A 19,594-nucleotide genomic window follows, 5' to 3' on the forward strand; every position below is an offset into this window, starting at 1 on the left:
CTCACTGAGGTCGGGAGCCTGGTCCCGGTCGGAGCGCCTCGCGCCCCGCCACCACCGTCGACCTGTCACCGACATCGGTCACCCCCGGTCACGCGCCCGCTCTGGCCTGATTCGCCCTGCCATCTATAACTCACGCTGGGGCGTACCCAGACATCCAAGCCGCACTAGGCCCCATAGGCGAACAGCAACCTACTAAACTTACCCAGCCACGATGCTGGATCGGGAAGCACCGCACCATGCGGCGCTCCGACCAACCCCCACGCTGCAGAGCGTAGTTGGGGCTCGGGGCCTCCGGGGCGGTCGACGAGGAGTCAATTCCCGCTGCGGCCTGCTGGGCCGTAACGGCGGTGGTGAAGCCGTCGCGGTCGCGGTCGGCGACACCGCGGATGACGAAGACCGGTTCGTTGGTCAAGGCGCTCCTCGGGTCGTTGCTGTGGCGGCTGGGCTTCCGTAGACCGCGTACGCGAGCCAGGTCGGGTCGCCGTCCAGGTCTCGGATGGTCTGGCGGGCCTTCATCGACGCTTCTCCCAAGGGGAGCCTGCCGGTGATCAGGTGGGCGTAGAAGGCGTCCGCATAGGCCAGTGCCGAGTCCGAACGCACCGGCCACAAGGTGCCGATGAACGCCCCTGCGCCCGCTTCGAGGAACTGCGGGGCCCAGCCCAGGGATGTGGAATACCAGTCGATCTGGCCGGCGCTGCGGCACGCGTTGAAGAACACCAGCGGGCGTGTGGCATCCAAGGAGCGAGATCCCTGAGCGGTGGCGAGGTCCAACGGATCGAAGAGGCCATCCGCCATGGTGACCTGGGAGCCAGTCTCCCTGAAGGCGTTGTGGCAGGCGAAATGCAGCAGTCCAGCCATCCCTTCATCGAGGCGGCTCTGGATCTCCGCTCCCCGGGTCAGGATCCCTCCATCGTCCATCGCGGGGAGGAACCGGGCGCGCAGAGCGTTGACCTCCAGTTCCGCTTCGGGCGGCGATCCGGGTGGTACGACGAAGGTGGCCTGGGGCAGGAGGAGTTGCCGTACCCGCTCTTGGCCGTGAACTCGACGTACCACGGGAAGCCATTCGGCGAGGAAGCCGTCACCCTGCTGTGTTCCGTCGAGCGGGTACAACAATTCCCACGGCACCACGTCGTGCTCGCCGAGCACCGTGAAAGTGCGAATCTTGTCGGTTTCCCGCCAGAACTGTCCACGCACCGCGTCGGGCACGGCAGCCCGCCAAAGGGCTACCCCCAGATTCTGCAGACGTCTGCGCACCTGCCGGGCGTCCGTCCCGACGCCGGCCGCCGCAGCGATCCTGCGCAGTTCCCGGTAGATGTTCTCCGTGGCCTGCCGGGGGTCGCCGGCCTTGAGCTGGAACGCCGGGGCGTAGCTGGTCTCGCTCAGCAGCTGGAAGCTGTAACCGTCGGCGGCTTTGACTACCTGTAGCGTCACCTCGCCCGGGTCGAAGGCGAGTGAGTCCAGCGTTGCCGTGCGCGGCGATCCATCACGGGCGGGCACGTCCGCCTGAACCGAGATCTGTAGGCGCAATTCCCCGAGAAAAGACCCCCCTTTGAACGCGCGCACCATGACCGCATGTAACCCAGGCCGGGCGGTCCGCAGGCCAAAGCGCAGCACATCGGAGTCCCGCCCTGCCTCGACCCACAGCTCCTGCTGCAAGTCACCCAGCGCCAGGAGCCCCGGTGCATGCACTGTGATCAACAGCCGGTCCCCCTCGGCCGGTAGTTCGAACGCCCGGAGAGCCATACCCTCCTGGCCACCACTGCAGGTGACTTGGACCTGCAGCGGTACCTCGCGACCCGGTGATGCCTGCTCCGCAAGTTCTGCTCTCAGCCGACGCTTTTCCGGGTGATCAACGTGCTGGCCAACAACAGGGCCGTGGAACGACCCGCCTCTGAAATCGAGCACACCCGCGACCTCGGTCCCCGGCTCGCTCGGGCCGAGCACGCCCTGCCGCAGCCCGGGCAGGTCGACCTCGCGCACGATACCCCGCTCAATGAGGTACTTGACCATCTCGGCGTGCCGCTGGTCCCGGATCTCGTGCTGGGTGGCCTCGGCCTCCCGGATCCTGGCCAGCTGTTCGAGGGCCTGCGCGGTGTCCTCCGGGTGGCGCGCCAGGTGCTCGCCGATGAGACGCTCGAAGTCCAGCCGCCCGCCGCCCAGCGCGGCGCGCCCCTGCTCCTCCCGGCGCCTGCGGGACGCGGCCCGGTAGTCCTCTATCGCCTCGTCGGAGGGAACCTCGCCGAGCTTCGCGTCGTGCGTGTGCACGCCGAGGCGGGCGCGGCGCCGGGCCTCCTCCCGTTCCTGGATGTGCCGGGCGGCCGCGTCGTCGGGCTCCATCTGGACCTTGCAGTAGTAGATCGTGATGCCCTCGGGCAGCCGGATCTCCCGGCCCAGCTCCTGATTGACGGCCAGCTGGGCCGCCATGGCCTCGGTGATCGCGAACCGCGCGGCCTGCAGCCGGATGCGGTCGGTGAGGTAGCCGTAGACGACCGTCAGCGCGTCCCGTACGTTCCTGGCCACCACCAGCGCCGGGTCGTGTACTCGGAAGCCGATGTCGATCGCGGCCTGGAATCGGTGTTCGCCGTCCTTGCAGGTCAGCGGGGTCTTGGTGACGGCGGCCCGGCGTCGGTGGTCGCTGAGGTCGACGACGTAGCAGGCCCGGTTCTTGCCGAACCAGCGCTGTCCGAAGGTGCGGACGGTCTCGACTTCGAAGGGCCCGCCCTCCACCGGGTAGACGATCGCCACTGAGGGCGGCAGGTTGGGCAGTTCACCCACTCGGCTGCGGGCGATCACCCGCTCGTTGAGTATCAGGGAGACGGTCATCCTCACACTCCTTCCAGGTCGAGCTGCGCGTGCACCATGGCCGCCGTCAGGGTCGGCCCGACGATCCGGTCCGGGTGGATCCAGTCGTGGGTGCAGGAGCGCAGGATCCGGCCCGAGGGCTGGTCGCCGTGGGCGATGGCGCCGACCAGCAGGCGTAATGTCTCGCGGAGTTCGGAGTCCCGTTGGGGCCACGGCCACCGTCACGCTGTCGACCGCGAACAGCCGGGTGAGTTTCTCGACGGGGCGGCCCGGGACAGCACTCAAGCCGTGCACCCGGGCCGCGGCCACCCTCATCTGGGGTCGATCGTCGGCGTAGCAGCCGTTCACGAGCGCGCTCGCCTGCTCCCTCACCCAGGGGTTCTGGCAGGCCACGGAGAGCGCGTAGGCAACGGCGGTGCGGCGCATCGCGCTGTCGCTGCGCGCCCAGGGACCCAGGACGCGGCGTTCGATGTGCCGGTAGGACTCGGCGGCCAGCACGCCGAGCCCGTAGGCCGCCGCGTAGACGCGCACCTGCTCGGCCGGGTGGACCACCAACTTGTCGAGCCAGTCGAGGAGTTCGCTCTGGATCTCGTACTGGGTCCCGGTGTGCAGGATGATCCGGCGGGCGTAGCCGGGGTCCTTCTAATCGAGGATCTTTCCGGGCTTGCCGCCCGGCTTGTCCAGTTCCTGGGTGCGCAGCCGCAGCAACTGCCGCCGCGTGGTCACCGGCCGCCACGGGCGTCGGCGGGGAGGACCGGGGCGGTGGCGTCGGCGCGGTGGGTGCGCTTGTCACGGTCAGCGCATGCAGTTCGGCGAAGTAGCGGTTCGAGATGCCCTGTGCGATGTCCTGGAATCGGGCGGTCGCGTCGAAGAGCTCTCCGGCGGCCTGTGCGAGCGAGCGGCCGGCCGCGGTCAGGATCAGCTGGCTGCCGGGGCGGCGGACGATGAGCTCGATTCCCATGTCGCGCTCCAGAGCGGCGATGTGTTGCGAGACCGCAGAGGGCACGTAGTCGAGCGCGCCCGCAGCCGCCGCCATGGAGCCGTACCGGACCACGGCCATGAACGTGGACAGGAGCTTGAGGTCCGGCTGGCGCTTCATCAGTCGTGAACTATCTCTTCTCGATCCATCGCTTTACGTGTCTTGGTCCGGGGGAGCAGAGTCTAGGCAACTGCCGGGAGGACACGCCCCATGCGTGCCGTCGCCGACCGTCCGCAGCCGCCCTCATGATGCCCCCAGCCTTTCCAGAGAGCCGAGGACATGACCATCGATCTTCCCGCCCTCAGGGCCCATTTCCCCTCTCTCGACAGTGGTCTTGCCTTCTTCGACGGCCCCGGGGGGACTCAGACCCCTCGCCCCGTCGCCGAAGCCATTGCCACGACGCTCACCCGCCCCCTGTCCAACCGTGGGGTCGTCAGCCGCTCGGAGATCAACGCCGAGCAGGCCGTCGCGGAGTTCCGGGTCGCCTTTGCCGACCTGCTCAACGTGCTGGCCCGCGGGATCGTCCACGGGCGCAGCGCGACGCAGCTCACGTACGACTTCTCCCGTCACCTCGCCAAGGACTGGAAGGCCGGCGACGAGATCGTCCTGAGCCGTCTCGATCACGATTCCAACGTCCGGCCCTGGATTCAGGCGGCCGAGCGCTACGGAGCCGTGGTCCGCTGGATCGAGATCGACAGCGAGACCATGGAACTCGACCTCGATTCGTTCGAGCGGGCGCTGTCGCCTCGGACACGGCTGGTGGCGGTCACCGCGGCATCGAACGTGCTGGGCACCAAGCCGCCCGTACGCCGGATCGCTGACCTTGCGCACCAGGCCGGGGCCCTGGTGTACGTGGACGGCGTCCACTACGCCGCGCACCACCTGGTGGACGTGCCCGCGCTCGGGGCAGACCTGTTCGTCTGCTCGCCCTACAAGTTCCTCGGCCCGCACTGCGGTGTGCTCGCAGGGGCTCCGGAACTCCTCGAAACCCTCCGTCCGGACAAGCTGCTGCCGTCCACCGACGCTGTGCCGGAGCGTTTCGAGTTCGGCACGCTCCCCTACGAGATCCTCGCGGGCGCGGCCGCCGCCGTGGACTTCCTGGCCGCGCTGGACCCGGGCACGGGGTCAACGCGCAGGGAGCGGCTGACGTGTTCGTTGGGTTCCCTGCACGAGCAAGAGGAGGAACTGCGCACGAGGTTGGAAGACGGGCTGCACGGCCTGGGAGATGCCGTCACCCTGCACTCGAAGGCCACCGACCGGACCCCGACTCTCCTGATGAGCCTCGAAGGCCGCGATGCCCGAGAGGCACAGACGCATCTTGCGTCTCGTGACGTGGTTGCCCCTGCCGGTTCGTTCTACGCGTACGAGCCCTTCGCCGCCCTGAAGCTGCAGGACCCCGCGCTGAGGGTGGGCCTGGCACCGTACAACACTGCAGACGACGTGGACCGGTTCCTCGACGGGCTGTTCTCGTTCCTCTGAAGCTCGTCGCGCACGTGGCCGTCTGAGACCACTTGGAGGGTTCTCGACGACGCCCAGAGGCCGTGCTCTTCCGTGTACGACGAGGTCAACTGCGGGAAACGGCAGAGGAATCACGGACGACAAGGCGTGGGGGAAGCTTGACCGATTCCGTCGGCTTCTGGTGGATCAGATCGGTCAGACGAGTGGCCTTGGCGGCGTGCGTCAGACTCGCGCACGCAACGCCCGCAGCGCACACAATGCACACGGATGATTTGCCCCAATTTTTCCTCACTGCGAGGTAGGGCCGTCTCAACAGCACGATCGACCAGCCTGACGCACCCACCCAACGATCAAGGTCACTTTGCGCACATCTGCACGTCACAGGCCGGCGTACGGACCGGTGACCGCCGCCGTGGCTGCGCAGGACAGGTAGTTCTTCGCGTGGTGGAATCCGTAGCCCGCGTGCACGGTGTCCGTCAGGTCGAGGCCGATTCCCTGGAACGCGCGGCCGAGCCCCGGAGGGATGGCCACAGGGTCGCCGGGGTCCGCGATGTTCACCCACCGGCGCACGCACGCGGGCCGCTCGCCGCGACGGCCCTCCGGGCCGTCCTCGGGGCGGGGCAGCAGCCGGTCGAACACGGCGCAGGGCATCGCCAGCGGAGAGCCGACGGTCAGCAGCAGCTCGACGTCCAGTTCGGGACGTGCGTGCAGCGCCTCGTAGGCGACGACGGAACCGAGGGAGTGCGCGATGACGATCCGGGGCCGGTGCAGGGCGATCCGCGCGGCCACCTCCTCGCGGGCGGCTGTCCGGGCGGGGTCGTTGTCATGCCGCAGATAGGCGGCCACCTCGCGGAAGAAGACCCGGATGAACAGCCGGGTCAGCCGGCCGTCCAGGCTGAAGTGTTCCGCCACCCAGGCCGCAGCGTGGCGCAGGGGTAGCGTGAGCGCGCCCTGGCTGACCGGCCGCGGGGCGTCCAGGGCGTCCAGCCACTGGGCCATCAGCTCCCGGGCGAGCGGGTCGTCCAAGTCCTCCGGGTCGCCGTCCCCCTGGGGCACGGGGCCGGTGCGGAGCAGCGGCGCGTAGTAGGCGAAGTCCCAGTCGAACGACGAGACGGGCACCTTGAGGCCGGACGCCAGATGCGACGCCCAGTCGGCCGCGCAGGCAGCGCGCACGGCGTCCGGGGTGCGACGGCGGTCGAGATGTCCGACGCCGTGCACGCCGACGATACGGACCGGGGTCGTTGTCACGAGGGCCTCCACGCCGCAGGGGTGAGAGTCAGGGCGATCACCTCGTGCCCCATGCCCAGCACGATGTGTCCTTCGGGGCCGACGCCGACGGTGTGCGGGACGTCGGGCAGGGCGAGAGTGGTCAGGCACCGGCCGTTCGCGAGGTCCCACACCCGGGCCGTGCAGTCGTAGCCGGTCGTGATCGCCCACGTGTTGTCGCCGCGCACCAGGGCGGCGATGTCCGTCACGCCGTCGGTGTGCCCCTCGAGCACCGTGGCCTCATGGGGGTCGCTCAGGTCCCAGACCCGTACGGCGCCCTCGGTGTTCCCGGTGACCGCGACGGGCAGGCCGCCGAGGGTGGTGGCCGCGACGGCGGTGACGGCCGGCGCGTCGCGGTCCAGGGGGACCGTCGCGGCCCGCTCGTCGCCCAGGTCGGGATGCCAGTCGGCCCCCGACGCGGCCGCGAAGACGGCGGCGAGCCGGTCACCGACGACCACGACGTCCATTGCCCGGACCTCCTGGGCGATGACACGGACGGCGCGCCTGACGGCCACGTCCCACACCCGGACCGTGCCGTCCGCGGCGGCCGTGACGGCGAACGGCCGCTCGTGCAGGACCGCCAGGCCGACCCCTGTCACCGGTTCGGTGTGGCGGGTGAACACCGCCGTCGTCCGGCCGCTGACCGCGTCCCACACGCGCGCGGTCCGGTCGGTGCTGCCCGTGAGGGCGACAGGCCGCCCGGCCACGACGGCCATGGCCACGCCGGTGATCGGCCCCTGGTGCCCCTCCAGCACCGTTCTGGTGGTTCCGGCGGTCACGTCCCACACGCGTGCCGTGTGGTCGCGGCTGCCGGTGACCGCGAGCGTACGGCCGTCGGCCGAGGCGGTGGCCGCGTCGGTGACCGCGTTCGTGTGGCCCGGCAGCCCGACCACGGTGCTGCGCGCGGACAGGTCCCAGACCTGGACGGTCCCGCGCTCGCCCGCGGTGACGACGACGGGCCAGCCCGCCGGGTCGGCCACGGCCACGCCGGACAGCCACTGCGAACTGCGGTCCACCGTCGTGGTGGCGGCGGTACGGCCCGTGGACAGGTCCCACACCCGGGCCGTCCCGTCCCTGCTGGAGGTGACGGCGACGGGACGGCCGTCCAGGACCGCGGCGGCCGCGCCCGTCACCCAGTCGGTGTGCCCGGCGAGGACCGTCTCCTGACGGCCGTTGATCAGGTCCCAGACGCGTGCCGTGCGGTCCCGGCCGGCGGTTATCGCCACCGGCCGGCCGTCCATCACGGTCAGGGCCGCTCCGAGGACCCAGTGCGTGTGGCCGGTCAGGGTGAGGCCCGGCCCGTACGGTCCGGTGTCGAGGTCCCAGACGCGGGCCGTGCCGTCGTAGCTGGTGGTCACTGCCACGGGCCAGCCCTGGAGCACCCCGGCGGCCACCGAGGTCACCGGGGCGGTGTGGGCGGGCGGGAAGGCCCTCGGGTGGCTCTCCGCGAGCAGGTCGGCGGCCAGGTCCCACACGTGGACCGTGCCCCGGCGCGCAGTGATCACCGCGATCGGCCGGCCTTCCACGGAGGTGGTGGCCACGCCCGTCAGCGGACCGGCCAGGACGCGCTGGACGGAGATGGTGCGGCCGGTGGCCAGGTCCCACACACGAGCGGTGCCGTCCCAACTCGAGGTGACGGCGACCGGCCGGCCGTCGGCGGCCGTCACCGACACCGCGGTCACGGGGTCGGTGTGCCCTTCGAGGGTGTGGGTGGTGAGTCCGGTTGCCAGATCCCACACCCGCACTCTGCCGCCGTAGCCGGAGGTCACCGCGACGGGCTGCCCGTCGAGCATCGTCAGCGCCACGCCGGTGACCTCGTGCGTGTGACCCTCCAGCGTGGCGGTCAGGGACGTCGCGGCCTGCTGGCCGGTGGCCCACCGGTGTTCCCAGTCGCTGCCGCGGGCCAGCTCGCGGCCCAGTTCGAACGCCTGGAAACGTGCCGCGTCCAGGGCCAGGATCTGCCGCCGCTGGTACGGCTGGAGGCGCCGGTGGGCGCTGTAGGAGGCCCGGTAGACCATCGCGGCGACCCGGGCGTCCCGCGCGCCGGCGCTGCTCAGGATCTCGGAGACCGCCTCCGGGTCCGCCTCGACGAGGAAGTCCGCGTCCAGCAGCAGGTCGTCCGCCCGGCTCGCCCGTACGGCGTGCTGGGCGGCGTGCCGCAGCAGATAGGGGTCGGCGACCTGCCAGAGGCGTCGGCCTTCCCCGGCATCGGGTACGGATTCCAGCAGACGGGTGTAGACCGCTTCGGCGTACGGCGACCGGATCGGCGCGTTCAAGCCCCGTCCCCCCTACCCAGGCCGTGCGGATCGGCGCGCAGGCGTTCGGCCAGGCTCTCGTGGAAGAGCCGGTACAGCGTGGTGCCGTCGACGTCGACATCGCGCCGCAGGTAGAAACGGGCATCGTCCAGGGCCTCGCGGACGAGCGCGGGCCTGAGCGGCTCGCTTCCGGCGGCCTGTGGGCCGACCGCGACGTTCTGCGGGGCGAAGGCGACTGCGGCGTGCGCGAGGACGCGCTCCGGCATGCCCAGCCCCTCCGCGTGAGCCAGGGCCGCGAGCACCGGGCGCATCCAGGGCCGGTCGCCCGGGCCTGCCAGGTCCAGGTGGAGCAGCTCGGTGAGTTTCCGGGGCGTGGCGAGCCCCAGTTGCCGTGCCCGGGCCGGGTCGCTCTCGACCGGCAGGGTCAGGAGATGCCGCAGATAGAGGCCGGCGACGAGGAACTCGCCCCACTCCAGGGGCTGTTCATCGGCCGGGCCGGCCTCTCCCGGGGATCCGACGAGCTGGGCGGCGATGCCTGCCGCGAGCTCCCGGGCGGCGGCCGCGTTCTCCTTGCGCTCGTAGGGGCCGCCGCCGCTGGCCAGCAGGTCCCGGACGTACGCCTCCAGACCGGTGCGCAGGTCGTCCCGGTCGGCCGCATTGAGGTCGATCAGCAGCCCGTCCCGCATGGCGATGTCCAGCAGCACGCCGAACGGCGGCTCGGGCCGGGTGCCGATCAGAAGGCGCACGCCGTTGCCGCGCGTGGCCTCCTGGGCGAGGGGCACGAGCAGCGCCCGGACCACGTCCGCCGGCCGTTCGGCCTCGTCCAGGGCGTCGAGCACGAGCGTGGCGGGTTCCTTCGGGTCCGTACCGGCGAGCCGCGCGAGCCCTTCCGCGTCCCATCCGCCGGTCGGCCTGTCGTCGGGGCGGGCCCCGAGCTGACGGGCAAGGGAGTCGGCTATCTCCTCCAGGTTGCGGCGACGCGCGTGCACGACGGCGAGCCGGCTGTTGACCGCGGGGCGGTGCGGCAGGGGCAGCCACAGGTGCTGGGTGCCCGTGCGGAGCGCGGGATGGGCGGCGCAGACCATCACGCCCAGCAGGGCCGACTTGCCCACGCCGGGCTTGCCGGTGACGACGCCGAACCGTGGGCCCGCGCCGTCGAACCACTCGGTGAGTTCGGCAGCCTCCTTGCCGCGGCCCCGGAAGTAGCCCTGGGCGAGCCCTCGATCCAGGGCTTCGGCACCGGCACCCCGCTTCATGAAGTGCAGCGGGTCGAGCGCCTCGTCGGCCAGCGGCACCAGGTCCTCGTCCAGCTCGGCGGAGAGGCCGGCCCCGACACGGTACTCGGGGTTGGGAAAGAAAGGCAGGTGGTCGAGCGTGTCAAAGAATGGGACGTGGCTTCCGGCGAGCTCCTGGGACAGGCCCTCCTCCGCGTTGAGCCGCGCGACCTTGCGCTTGATCTCGCGCACGACCGTCGGCAGCGGGATGTAACGGCGCGAGGGGTCCGCACGGAGCAGGCCGTCGCGGTACTCGTTCAGCACCGCCGTGGTGGCGCGGCTGAGCCGGTAACCGAAAGCCCTGTCCCTCGCCCCGGAGGCGGCGATCACCCAGGCTCGTCGCTCCAGGGTGCGCATCTGGTGGTGCCAGGGGAGTTCGGCGGCGACACCGGAGTGGCACAGGTCGAGGATGAACAAGGTGAGGGGTCGAACCTTGTCCGGGTGCGACTCGATCAGGCTGATCCATGCGACGACGGGATCGTCGAGGTTGCGCCCGTCCCGGCCCACCGCGTGCAGCGTGCGCTCGCCGGAGGCGGCGATCCGGCCGTGCGCCACCAGATGCACGACGAGTACAGCGGTGTCGTCGTCCGGCATGGTGATCGCGGCCCGGATCCGGCCGGACGGGTCGCCGTCCCCCGCCTCGGCGGATGAAGGCGCGTCGCCGCCGGCGGAGGAAGGCCGGTAGCCGAAACGTGCCAGCGCCTTCGCGACGTCCGCGGCGCGGCGCGGGGCTTCGGCGAGCGGGTCGAGTTCCTGCTGTTCCAGCGACGGCGGTCCGTCCTGACCGTCGTCGTCGATCGGAAGACCGATCGTGAGCATCGTCCGCAGCACAGAACCCCCGGCCCCCGTCGTCGTTCCCGCCCGGCCGGCTCCCGCCGCCCGCACGCTCGCGCGGACAGCGTCGCGGCCGGGACATCGAGCGATCCTCGCAGGTTGGTCCACCCGCCACCACCGAGTCCGGGACATTCATCGAGGGGGCTGGGGAGGCGGAGTTGTGCGTGTGGGGCGGAGCGGGGTGCGGGGGCCGCAAGCCGAGCTGCTCCCGCGGTCGCGAGCCGATCGGACCAGCCCCGCGATCGATAAGCGGATGACGTCCAACGGATCGGCCCGGGGACCGGTTGGGGACCACACGGTGTGCTCGGTGGCGCATGTCATGCCCCCGCATGCGCCGTAAGCGCCCAGATTCAGCCTGCTGTATCCGCAAAAGTCCCCTGGCTCTCACTCCTGGGGGTCAAGGGGTCGCAGGTTCAAATCCTGTCGTCCCGACTGGAGACAGTCGCAGGTCAGGGCCGGTTTCGGAGACATCCGAAACCGGCCCTTGATCATTCTTCGGGACCAGTTTCGAGGGGACGGATCTCCTCGACGATGGGAACCTTGCGGGCTCGCTTGCCCTTGGTGCCCTTGTCGGTCAGCCCGCCGGGCGCGGGTGTGGTCTGACGCCGCACGGTCCAGATCCGCTGGGTGGTGTCGATGTCTCCGACGCCGCAGCCTGAGATCTCTCCGATACGTGCGGCGGTGCGTGCGGGCGTGCGCCGGACGCTCTGAACACCCAGCGACCCTTGTCGTGTCTCCGTATACGGTCAACACGCGTCTGACGTCGATCTCCCGCAAGCTCTCGGTGAACTCGAGGGTCCACTTGACCTGGCTGGTACTGGCGCAGGCCGACGTCGAGGCGGCCGGCCCGTCCCCGTCCGCGTTCTCTGCGCCCGCAGGCAAGCCCCAGGGCATCGCGAGACAACAGGCAGCGCCTCCCCGCCATAGCGTGACCGCACTACGCGCCGCGACAACGCGCGGACCAACCGACCCAAAGCAAGAAGGAAGACACCCCATGCCGTACATCACCGTGGGCCAGGAGAACTCCACCGCCATCGAGCTGTACTACGAGGACCACGGCACCGGCCGGCCGATCGTCCTCATCCACGGCTTCCCCCTCGACGGCCACTCCTGGGAGCGCCAGAGCGCCGCGCTCCTCGACGCCGGCTACCGCGTCATCACCTACGACCGCCGCGGCTTCGGCCGGTCCTCGCAGCCGACGACCGGATACGACTACGACACCTTCGCGGCCGACCTGAACACGGTCATGGAGACCCTCGACCTGAACGACGCCGTTCTCGTGGGCTTCTCCATGGGCACCGGCGAGGTCGCTCGCTACGTCTCGCGGTACGGCTCCGCCCGCGTGGGCAAGGTCGCCTTCCTCGCCTCGCTGGAGCCCTGCCTGCTCAAGTCCGATGACAACCCGGACGGCGTCGCACCGAAGAAGTTCTTCGACGGCGTGGTCGCAGCCGTCAAGGCCGACCGCTACGCCTACTACACCGCCTTCTTCAACGACTTCTACAACCTCGACGAGAACCTGGGCACCCGTATCAGCGAGGAAGCGGTCCGCAACAGCTGGAACACCGCGGCCGGCGGCGGCTCCTTCGCGGCCTCGGCGGCGCCGTCGACCTGGTACACCGACTTCCGTGCCGACATCCCGGCCATCGATGTCCCCGCCCTGATCCTGCACGGCACGGCCGACCGTATCCTCCCCGCCGAAGGCACCGCCCGCCCCTTCCACAAGGCCCTCCCGTCCGCCGACTACGTCGAGATCGACGGCGCCCCGCACGGCCTGCTGTGGACCCACGCGGAGGAGGTCAACAGCGCGCTCCTCGCGTTCCTGGCGAAGTGAGGCCACGCCCGCCGGCTCACACGGGGTGAGCCCCCGCCCGCGGCAGCCGGACGACCGGCTGCCGCGGGCACCGACGCCGGACTATCAGGCGTCGAACGGTCAGGCGTCCGCCGGCTTCGAGTCCCGCGATCACAGCATCCGGACAGGTTCAGGACAGCGGAAGCACCATGCAGTTCGGCATCTTCACCGTCGGGGACGTGACACCCGACCCCACCGATGGCCGTGTTCCGACGGAGCACGAGCGCATCAAGGCGATGGTCGCCATCGCCATCGCCCTCAAGGCCGAGGAGGTCGGCCTGGACGTCTTCGCGACCGGCGAGCATCACAACCCGCCGTTCGTACCGTCGTCCCCGACCACCATGCTCGGCTGTATCGCCGCCCGCACCGAGAAGCTGATCCTGTCCACCGCCACGACTCTGATCACCACCAACGACCCGGTGAAGAGCGCCGAGACTACGCGATGCTCCAGCACCTGGCCGACGGCCGGGTCGACCTCATGCTGGGGCGTGGCAGCACCGGACCGGTGTACCCCTGGTTCGGGCAGGACATCCGCCAGGGCATGAATCTCGCCAAGGAGAACTACGCGCAGAACGCGTAGACGTTGAGCTCGGGGCGGCTCCAGTCGAGATAGAGGCCCACGTCGGGACCATGCCCGCCGCGTGTTTGAACAGCCTTGGCCAGGTACTTGGGGATCGGGTTCCCGAAGCTGCTCTGGCATCCGCTTGTCAGGACGTCGTTCGCCTGCGCGCTGGTGAGGCGGGCCGCGACGTCGTCCGCGAGGTGGTCGTTCGTATCGCTGAAGTCGGTGAAGCGGTCGCCGGCCTCGCCGCCACTGCGACCTCGCGTGCCGAGGACGAGCGAGGTTGTGTGCTTCTCGGCCGCGTGCGACTGCGCGCAGCCGAGTTCCCAGACGTGGGCGCGTTCCGCCCGCTTCGGCCGTGGCCGGCAGCCCCGCACGTTGGGCGGCCAGGTGCGTAGTCGTATCGACGGTCATGTGACGCATGCCTGTGCGCCAGGCTCCTGCCACAGTGAAGGACATGAGGCCGCCTGTGGCGGCGTGTCCTGATCCTGGGAATGGCCGCAGGCCTTGCCCACCGTCACACCGATTCTCGACGGGGCCGCCGAAGTGGGTACGGACCTCGACCGCACCAAGGTGTGCGGGTCCCGCTGCCTTCCGGGCCGCGATTCGAACCAACCGGAGAAACTCGCATGACCACGATTTCCTGGCAGATCCAGGCCGTCTCCCCGCTGTCTCTGGGGAATGAGGAATTCGTCCATCTGGCACTGACGGTCGCCGATTCCGTGCTGATCACCCGAGATGGGGACGAGATCCCCTTGAAGGCCGGTGACCTCGTTTTCTGTGATCCAGGCCGGCCTCGCTCCCCGCGGTTCGCCGATGACGGCCAGGTGACCGTCTTCCGTCTGCCCCACCGCTGTCTGGAGCTGTCGGAAGCGGACCGGGATCGCCTCGCGGGGATGACCTCGAGTGGCAGTGACGGTTTGGGGGCTCTGGTGTCGGGCTTTCTGGCCGGGCTGGTCACCGGGGCGCAGTGTCACAGGCCGAAGGTCCTCCACCAGCTCACCAGCACAGCCGTGGACCTGCTCGTCCTTCTTGTCATGGAACTTCTCCCGACGGAGCGAGAAGACCTATCCGGTACGACAGCTATCCGTAGCGAGATGCTTGCGCGGGTCCAGAACTACATCCAGAATCACCTGGCGGATCCGGGCCTCTCACCTCAATCGATCGCCCGCGCCAACCACATATCGGTCCGCTACCTGCACAGGATTTTCCAGCACGACGGCACCACGGTGAGTCAGTGGTTGCGGCAGCGCCGGCTGGAATCCTGCAGGCGCGATCTGGCCCGAACGCCGAACCGGAGGATCACCGTGTCGGCAGTGGCAAACCGTTGGGGCTTTACCAGCGCGTCGCACTTCAGCCGCGTTTTCCGGGACGAATACGGTATGAGTCCCAGCGAATGGCAGGACCTGTCGTGATCATGAGCGGCCGCGACGGGCGCACGGAGAGGTGTCGAATTCCCGCACTCTCGACCCTCTTGGCATGGCCTCGCAACCGGCTGTGCCCGTGATCCTCTGCCTGCATGGTGCGGGATGGGTGTTCGGCGGTGCCCGGACGCACGACCGTCTGGTCCGCGAACCGGCCGTCGGTGTCGAGGCCGCCGTGGTGTTCCCCGAGTACGCCCTCTCGCCGGAGGCTCGTTACCCGGTCGCCATCGAGCAGAACTACGCCGTCGCCCAGTGGGTCGTGCGCCAGCGCGCGCCGAAGGGGATGGACGGCACGCGTATCGCGGTCGCCGGTGACTCGGCTGGCGGGAACATGGCCATCGCGTGGCCGAGAGGCGCACCCGGGGTCCCGGCAGACGGGGAGGGGAGGGCTATTCGCCTCCGAGGTCGGCCAGGTGCAGCTGGCCGCGGGAGGTGACGTCGAGCTTCTGGAAGATGCGGCGAAGATGCTGGCCCACCGTGCGGTGGGAGATGAACAGGCGGGTCCCGATCTCGCGGTTGGTTATACCGGTCGCCGCCATCCTGGCGATCTGCAGTTCCTGCGGGGTGAGGCTGTCCGCGGTGGACGGTGCGGCCCTGCGGACGGCTTCGCCCGCCGCGCGCAGTTCGGACCGCGCGTCCTGGGCGAACACGGTGGCGCCCAGCGCGTCGAAGCTCTCCACGGCCGCCCGCAGGGGCCGGCGGGCCTCCAGGATGCGGCGCTGGCGGCGCAGCCACCGCCCGTAGGACAGCTGCAACTGTGCGCGGTGGAAAGGCCAGTTGACCAGCAGCCTGTCGTCGAGGGCCCGCAGGTAGCAGGCCTCCGCCTGGTCGGGGGCGACGATCAGGGGTTGGGTGCAGGTGGCCATGACCTTCAAGAGCGCGGCGGTCGTCTTCTCGGCCAGCGCACTGAGCCGGGCGTGATGGTGCGCCGCCTCGTCGGTGCGGTCGGTGCGGACCGCGGCCTCGATGAGGTCCGCGGTGCCAAAGACGCCCAGGACCGGGTGGTAGGTGATGTCGGCCGGATCCAGCACCCGCGTCAACTGCTCGTAGGCGTCGTTGTACTGCTTGTTGACCATGGCGTGGCGCCCCTTGGCGAACTGGGCGAAACCGAGCATCGAGTGCGCTCCGGCGGAGAGCAGTTCCGCCTCGGCCGTCCGGATGAGCTCGTCCGCGGTGTCGGACTCCCCGCGTTCGCTCGCCAGGGTGGCCAGGACCAGGTCGGCGGCGCACGCCCACAGGGGTCGGCCGGTGTCGCGGGAGAGCCGCCGGGACTCGTCCGCCGCAGTGTGCGCCAGCCGGTGCTTGCCGAGGTGGAGCGCAGCCCACGCCTGACACACGAGGGCTTCGCCGAGCAGTCCCAGGCGTCCCTGCCGGCGCAGGCCGTCGACGGCGGCACCATGGTAGGGCCAGGACAGGTCGAGCGCCCAGATCCCGGTGAGCGAGGAGCCCAGGGCATGCTGTTCGGCCGGGTCGTCCACGACCCCCGGAGCGATCCGGGTGGTCGTGTCGATGATCCGGGCCGCTTCACCGACGGGGTCGCCCAAGGCGGCGACGGACAGGGCCATCGGGTCGCTGTCGTGCCGCTGCAGCCGCCGCGCCGCCTGGACGAAGAGGTCGCGGGTCTCCTGCGTCGGGTTGTCGTGCCAGCACCTGATGGACAGGGGCCACAGGGCGTTGAGCGCGAGTGCGGCGCCTGCGGTGTCGGCACCGGCCAGCCGGTCCGCCACGTCGGCGAACGCCCTCACCCGCTCGGTACTGAGCCAGCTCTCGTGGTTCAGCACCTCGCTCCACAGGATCAGGCGCAGCCTGTCCTCGGTCCGCAGTTCCGCCGACTGTGCCTCGGCAAGCTGCTGGTGTGCCGTGGCGGCCTCGCCGAGTTCGAAGTTGATCTCCGCGGACCGCAACAGGAGCCGGCCCCTGTGCGTCTGGGGGAGACTACGGAGCGCCGCCCGCCGCAGCGCCTCGGCCGCGGCACGCGGGGCACCTCGGGTCAGTGCTCTGAGGGCGGCTTGTTCGAGGTCGAGCGCCACGTCGTCGTCCACCCCGGGGGTCGCGGCCGCACGGTGCCAAGCCCTGCGTTCAGGCTGTCCAGCCAGTGTCTTCGCCAGTGCCGCGTGCGTGCTCAGCCGACGGGAGGGGCCGGCGGCGTGGTAGATGGCTGAGCGGACCAGAGGGTGGCGGAAGTGCACGTCGTGCCTGCGGATCTCGAGCAGCCCCGCGTCGACGGCAGGCTCCAGGGCGGCGACCGAGAGGTCGCCGCCGACCAGGACCTTCGCGGTCTCGATGATCTCGGCGAGGTCGCCAACGTCGTCGGCGGCGGCGACCAACAGAACGGTCTGGGTGAGCTCGGGCAGGTCCGAGGCACGCGAGAGGAAAGACCGCTCCAGGCGGCGGGTGGTCGGCACCAAGGGCAGCAGCGACGGTGGGACGCTGCCGTCCCCGCGCAGCGCCGTCGGTAGTTCGACCAGTGCCAGCGGATTGCCGGCGGCCTCGGCCAGGATCCGCCTGCGCACCGAAGGGTCGAGCCCGGGTGTGTGTGCCTGCAGGAGCGCCGCCGCCGCGCCGTCATCGAGTCGGTGGAGCTGCATATCGGCAAGGCCGGCATCGTTCAGCACACTCTCGTGGCCCTCACGGACGGCCATGAGCAGGCCGACCCGCTCCCCTTCAAGGCGTCGGGCGACGAAGGCGAGCACGTCGCTGCTCGCCCGGTCGATCCACTGCACGTCGTCGATCAGCAGGGCGACGGGGGCTTCGTCCGCCAGGCTGCTGATCAGCTCCAGCGAGGCCAGCCCGACGGAGAACATTCCGGGCGCGGCGCTGTCGTTCATGCCGAAGGCCGCGTACAGGGCTTGCCGCTGGGGCTCCAGGAGGGACGGAGCGTGGTCGGACAGGACCGGAGCGAGCAGCTGGTGGAGCCCGGCGTAGGGAACGGAGGCTTCGGACTGCACGCCGAGCGCCGACAAGGCCCGGCCGCCACGTGCGAGGGCGACTTCCCTGACGGCACCGAGGAGGGCGGTCTTCCCGATACCGGCCTCGCCGTGCAGCAGCAGGGCGTCGCCCGCCCCATCGAAGCATCGCGAGAGAAAGTCGGACAGGAACCGCAGTTCACCATCACGCCCGTACAACCTGTCTCCGTCCGAAGTCGCCACCGCGAGAGCGTCGGCCGCTCGGGCGCGGATGACATCACTCCAGGGCGGCCTGGGCCCCCGGCATACCTTCGCTCGGCTGAGAACAACCCTCGTTTTACGACCTGACGGTAACATGATCCCACCCATGAGGTCCGGGCCTGTCAAGGGGCGTAGACGACCCCTGCCTGCGGCTTTTCGATTGGTTGCCGGGGCGTTCTCCTCGTGGATCTTCCTCGTGTCTGTCTGTGGGACCGCCGCGTGGGAGGGGTCCAGTCGGAGCGCCCGGAGCCCCGCGAGGGACGAGCGGGGCGAGGACGAACGCGCCCGAAGCCGACGGGCGGCGGTCCCGGGTGGAGGCCGAGGAAGCGTCATGGATGTTCGCGGATACGGCCGTTGGCATCCCCGGTGCCGGCCGGTCGGCGGAGTGGTCTCACATCCACCCATTCGATGTCTGACCGCACAGGCCGGCGTCATGACCGTGGTGCGGGATCCGGGCTGCTCATTCAGGTCATCGAGCGCGGCCGACAGGCCGTCTCATGGGGTTTTGCGAGCTCACCCGGGGTCTGCGATCGCCGCCGGCGGTTGTCGGCTGCTGTCATCGGGCCCCCTGCTGGTCGCGTTGGTATTGGACGGCGCGCAGCAGGTGGTGGGCGCGAGCCAGCAGGCGACGGCGATGGCGGGGTCTTCCGGCCTCCGCGGCTTCCCGGGCCTTCCCTGCCTCCGCGGCCCTCCTGGCCGTCCCCGCCGGGAACATCGCGCTGTGGCCGCCCGTGGCGATCTCGGCCGCCATGCCGGCGAGCTGGGCGCAGGCTCGCGCGATCTCCCGCTGGGCCTGGTTCCGCTCGCTGACGACCGCGGAGAGCATCAGCGCGGTCAGCGCGGCGGCGCCGTTGAACGCCTGCAGCGTGATCATGTTGGTCAGCAGGTTGTGACCGGCGAACGGGCCCGTTCTCTGGCCGGCGGCGATGATCGCGTAGGTCGACACGGCCAGCGCGCACAGCGCGGCCCCGGCCGGCTGGAAGCGGAACGCCGCCCAGATCAGCAGCGGGAAGCCGATGAACAGCAGCGGTGTGCGACCCGTCTCGACGAAACCGATGCCGACCGTGGCCGCCACGAGCAGCAGCCCCTCCGCCCATCGATACGGTGACAGGTCCTGCGGCCGGCCCACCGAGCGGAGCATGAGCAGGACCGGCGTGACCACCAGGACGCCCATCGCGTCCCCGGTCCACCAGACCGACCACGTCGGCCAGAAGTCACCGCGCCTGAGCGCACCGGCCAGGACGAGGGCCGCGGTGCCCGTCGTGGCGCTGACCAGCGTCCCGGTGAAGGCACCGAGAAAGATGAGGGAGAGCGCGTCCCGTAGGCGATCCAGCCTGTTGTGGAACCCCACATGGCGGAGCAGCGCATAGGAGCAGATCGGCGCGAGGGTGTTGCCGACCGTGATCATGAGTACGGCCGGCACCGACGGGCCCAGCATGACGTTGACCAGGAACGCGCCGAGCGCGATCGCAGGCCAGACCCGGCGGCCGCACAGCAGCAGGCTCGCCAGGGCGATGCCGGTCGGTGGCCACAGCGGTGTGACCTGGCCACGCACCAGTTGCTGCAGCAGCCCCAGTCTGGCCGAGCCGAAGTACAGCGCGGTGATGGCACACATCTCCAGGACGGCCACGGCGCTGCGCCGGAGCCGTACATGGTGTGCATGGCACGCGAGAGCCATCGGGCGACCTCCGTGTCGACATCGCCCCACAGCCCATCATCCGCCG

Annotated in this window: 10 protein-coding genes and 4 pseudogenes; 5 read left to right on the plus strand and 9 right to left on the minus strand. The window is 70.4% G+C overall.

Going from position 1 to position 19,594, the window contains the following annotated elements; translation table 11 throughout:
- Positions 1–408 precede the first annotated feature (408 nt).
- Complete coding sequence (locus ACWD5D_RS10385) at positions 409–3,228, minus strand: CHAT domain-containing protein (RefSeq protein ID WP_451372387.1); 2,820 nt, start codon at positions 3,226–3,228, stop codon at positions 409–411.
- A 532-nt stretch (positions 3,229–3,760) separates the two neighbouring features.
- Positions 3,761–3,901, minus strand: a pseudogene (locus ACWD5D_RS10390) (helix-turn-helix domain-containing protein); the annotation flags it as partial.
- 159 nt (positions 3,902–4,060) lie between these two features.
- Between ACWD5D_RS10390 and ACWD5D_RS10395 the strand changes: the two are divergent.
- Positions 4,061–5,260 (plus strand): cysteine desulfurase-like protein, encoded by a 1,200-nt coding sequence (locus tag ACWD5D_RS10395; RefSeq protein WP_451372388.1) that lies wholly within the window; start codon positions 4,061–4,063, stop codon positions 5,258–5,260.
- A 357-nt stretch (positions 5,261–5,617) separates the two neighbouring features.
- On the opposite strand, the gene ACWD5D_RS10400 is transcribed toward ACWD5D_RS10395, so the two are convergent.
- The 4 genes and pseudogenes from ACWD5D_RS10400 to ACWD5D_RS10415 all read right to left on the minus strand — a co-directional run.
- The gene (locus ACWD5D_RS10400; RefSeq protein ID WP_451372389.1) at positions 5,618–6,487 is read right to left on the minus strand and encodes a serine peptidase; all 870 of its coding nucleotides are present in this window, start codon (positions 6,485–6,487) and stop codon (positions 5,618–5,620) included.
- The gene (locus tag ACWD5D_RS10405) at positions 6,484–8,781 is read right to left on the minus strand and encodes a WD40 repeat domain-containing protein (RefSeq protein ID WP_451372390.1); all 2,298 of its coding nucleotides are present in this window, start codon (positions 8,779–8,781) and stop codon (positions 6,484–6,486) included. The genes ACWD5D_RS10400 and ACWD5D_RS10405 overlap by 4 nt, the downstream gene beginning before the upstream one ends.
- Positions 8,778–10,853 carry an AAA family ATPase gene (locus tag ACWD5D_RS10410; protein ID WP_451372391.1) on the minus strand — a complete coding sequence of 692 codons (2,076 nt, stop codon included), beginning with the start codon at positions 10,851–10,853 and terminating at the stop codon, positions 8,778–8,780. The genes ACWD5D_RS10405 and ACWD5D_RS10410 overlap by 4 nt, the downstream gene beginning before the upstream one ends.
- A 524-nt stretch (positions 10,854–11,377) precedes the next feature.
- Positions 11,378–11,557 (minus strand): annotated as a pseudogene (locus ACWD5D_RS10415) (site-specific integrase); the annotation flags it as partial.
- 305 nt (positions 11,558–11,862) lie between these two features.
- Here ACWD5D_RS10415 and ACWD5D_RS10420 point away from each other — a divergent pair.
- Both ACWD5D_RS10420 and ACWD5D_RS10425 read left to right on the plus strand, forming a co-directional pair.
- Positions 11,863–12,699: an alpha/beta fold hydrolase gene (locus tag ACWD5D_RS10420; RefSeq protein ID WP_451372392.1), complete on the plus strand. Its 837-nt coding sequence runs from the start codon at positions 11,863–11,865 to the stop codon at positions 12,697–12,699.
- Positions 12,700–12,866: 167 nt separating this feature from the next.
- Positions 12,867–13,285 (plus strand): annotated as a pseudogene (locus ACWD5D_RS10425) (LLM class flavin-dependent oxidoreductase); the annotation flags it as partial.
- Here ACWD5D_RS10425 and ACWD5D_RS10430 read toward each other — a convergent pair.
- Positions 13,279–13,656: a hypothetical protein gene (locus ACWD5D_RS10430; protein WP_451372393.1), complete on the minus strand. Its 378-nt coding sequence runs from the start codon at positions 13,654–13,656 to the stop codon at positions 13,279–13,281. The pseudogene ACWD5D_RS10425 and the gene ACWD5D_RS10430 overlap by 7 nt on opposite strands.
- 252 nt (positions 13,657–13,908) lie before the next feature.
- On the opposite strand from ACWD5D_RS10430, the gene ACWD5D_RS10435 reads away from it, so the two are divergent.
- Positions 13,909–14,694: a helix-turn-helix domain-containing protein gene (locus ACWD5D_RS10435; RefSeq protein WP_451372394.1), complete on the plus strand. Its 786-nt coding sequence runs from the start codon at positions 13,909–13,911 to the stop codon at positions 14,692–14,694.
- 82 nt (positions 14,695–14,776) lie between these two features.
- Positions 14,777–15,046 (plus strand): annotated as a pseudogene (locus tag ACWD5D_RS10440) (alpha/beta hydrolase fold domain-containing protein); the annotation flags it as partial.
- Positions 15,047–15,092: 46 nt separating this feature from the next.
- Here ACWD5D_RS10440 and ACWD5D_RS10445 read toward each other — a convergent pair.
- Positions 15,093–17,852, minus strand: coding sequence for a helix-turn-helix transcriptional regulator (locus ACWD5D_RS10445; RefSeq protein WP_451372395.1), 2,760 nt, complete (start codon positions 17,850–17,852; stop codon positions 15,093–15,095).
- 574 nt (positions 17,853–18,426) lie between these two features.
- On the minus strand, positions 18,427–19,548 hold the full coding sequence (locus ACWD5D_RS10450; protein ID WP_451372396.1) for an MASE1 domain-containing protein: 1,122 nt from the start codon (positions 19,546–19,548) through the stop codon (positions 18,427–18,429).
- Positions 19,549–19,594 lie beyond the last annotated feature (46 nt).

This window comes from Streptomyces sp. NPDC002520 (assembly GCF_053595235.1).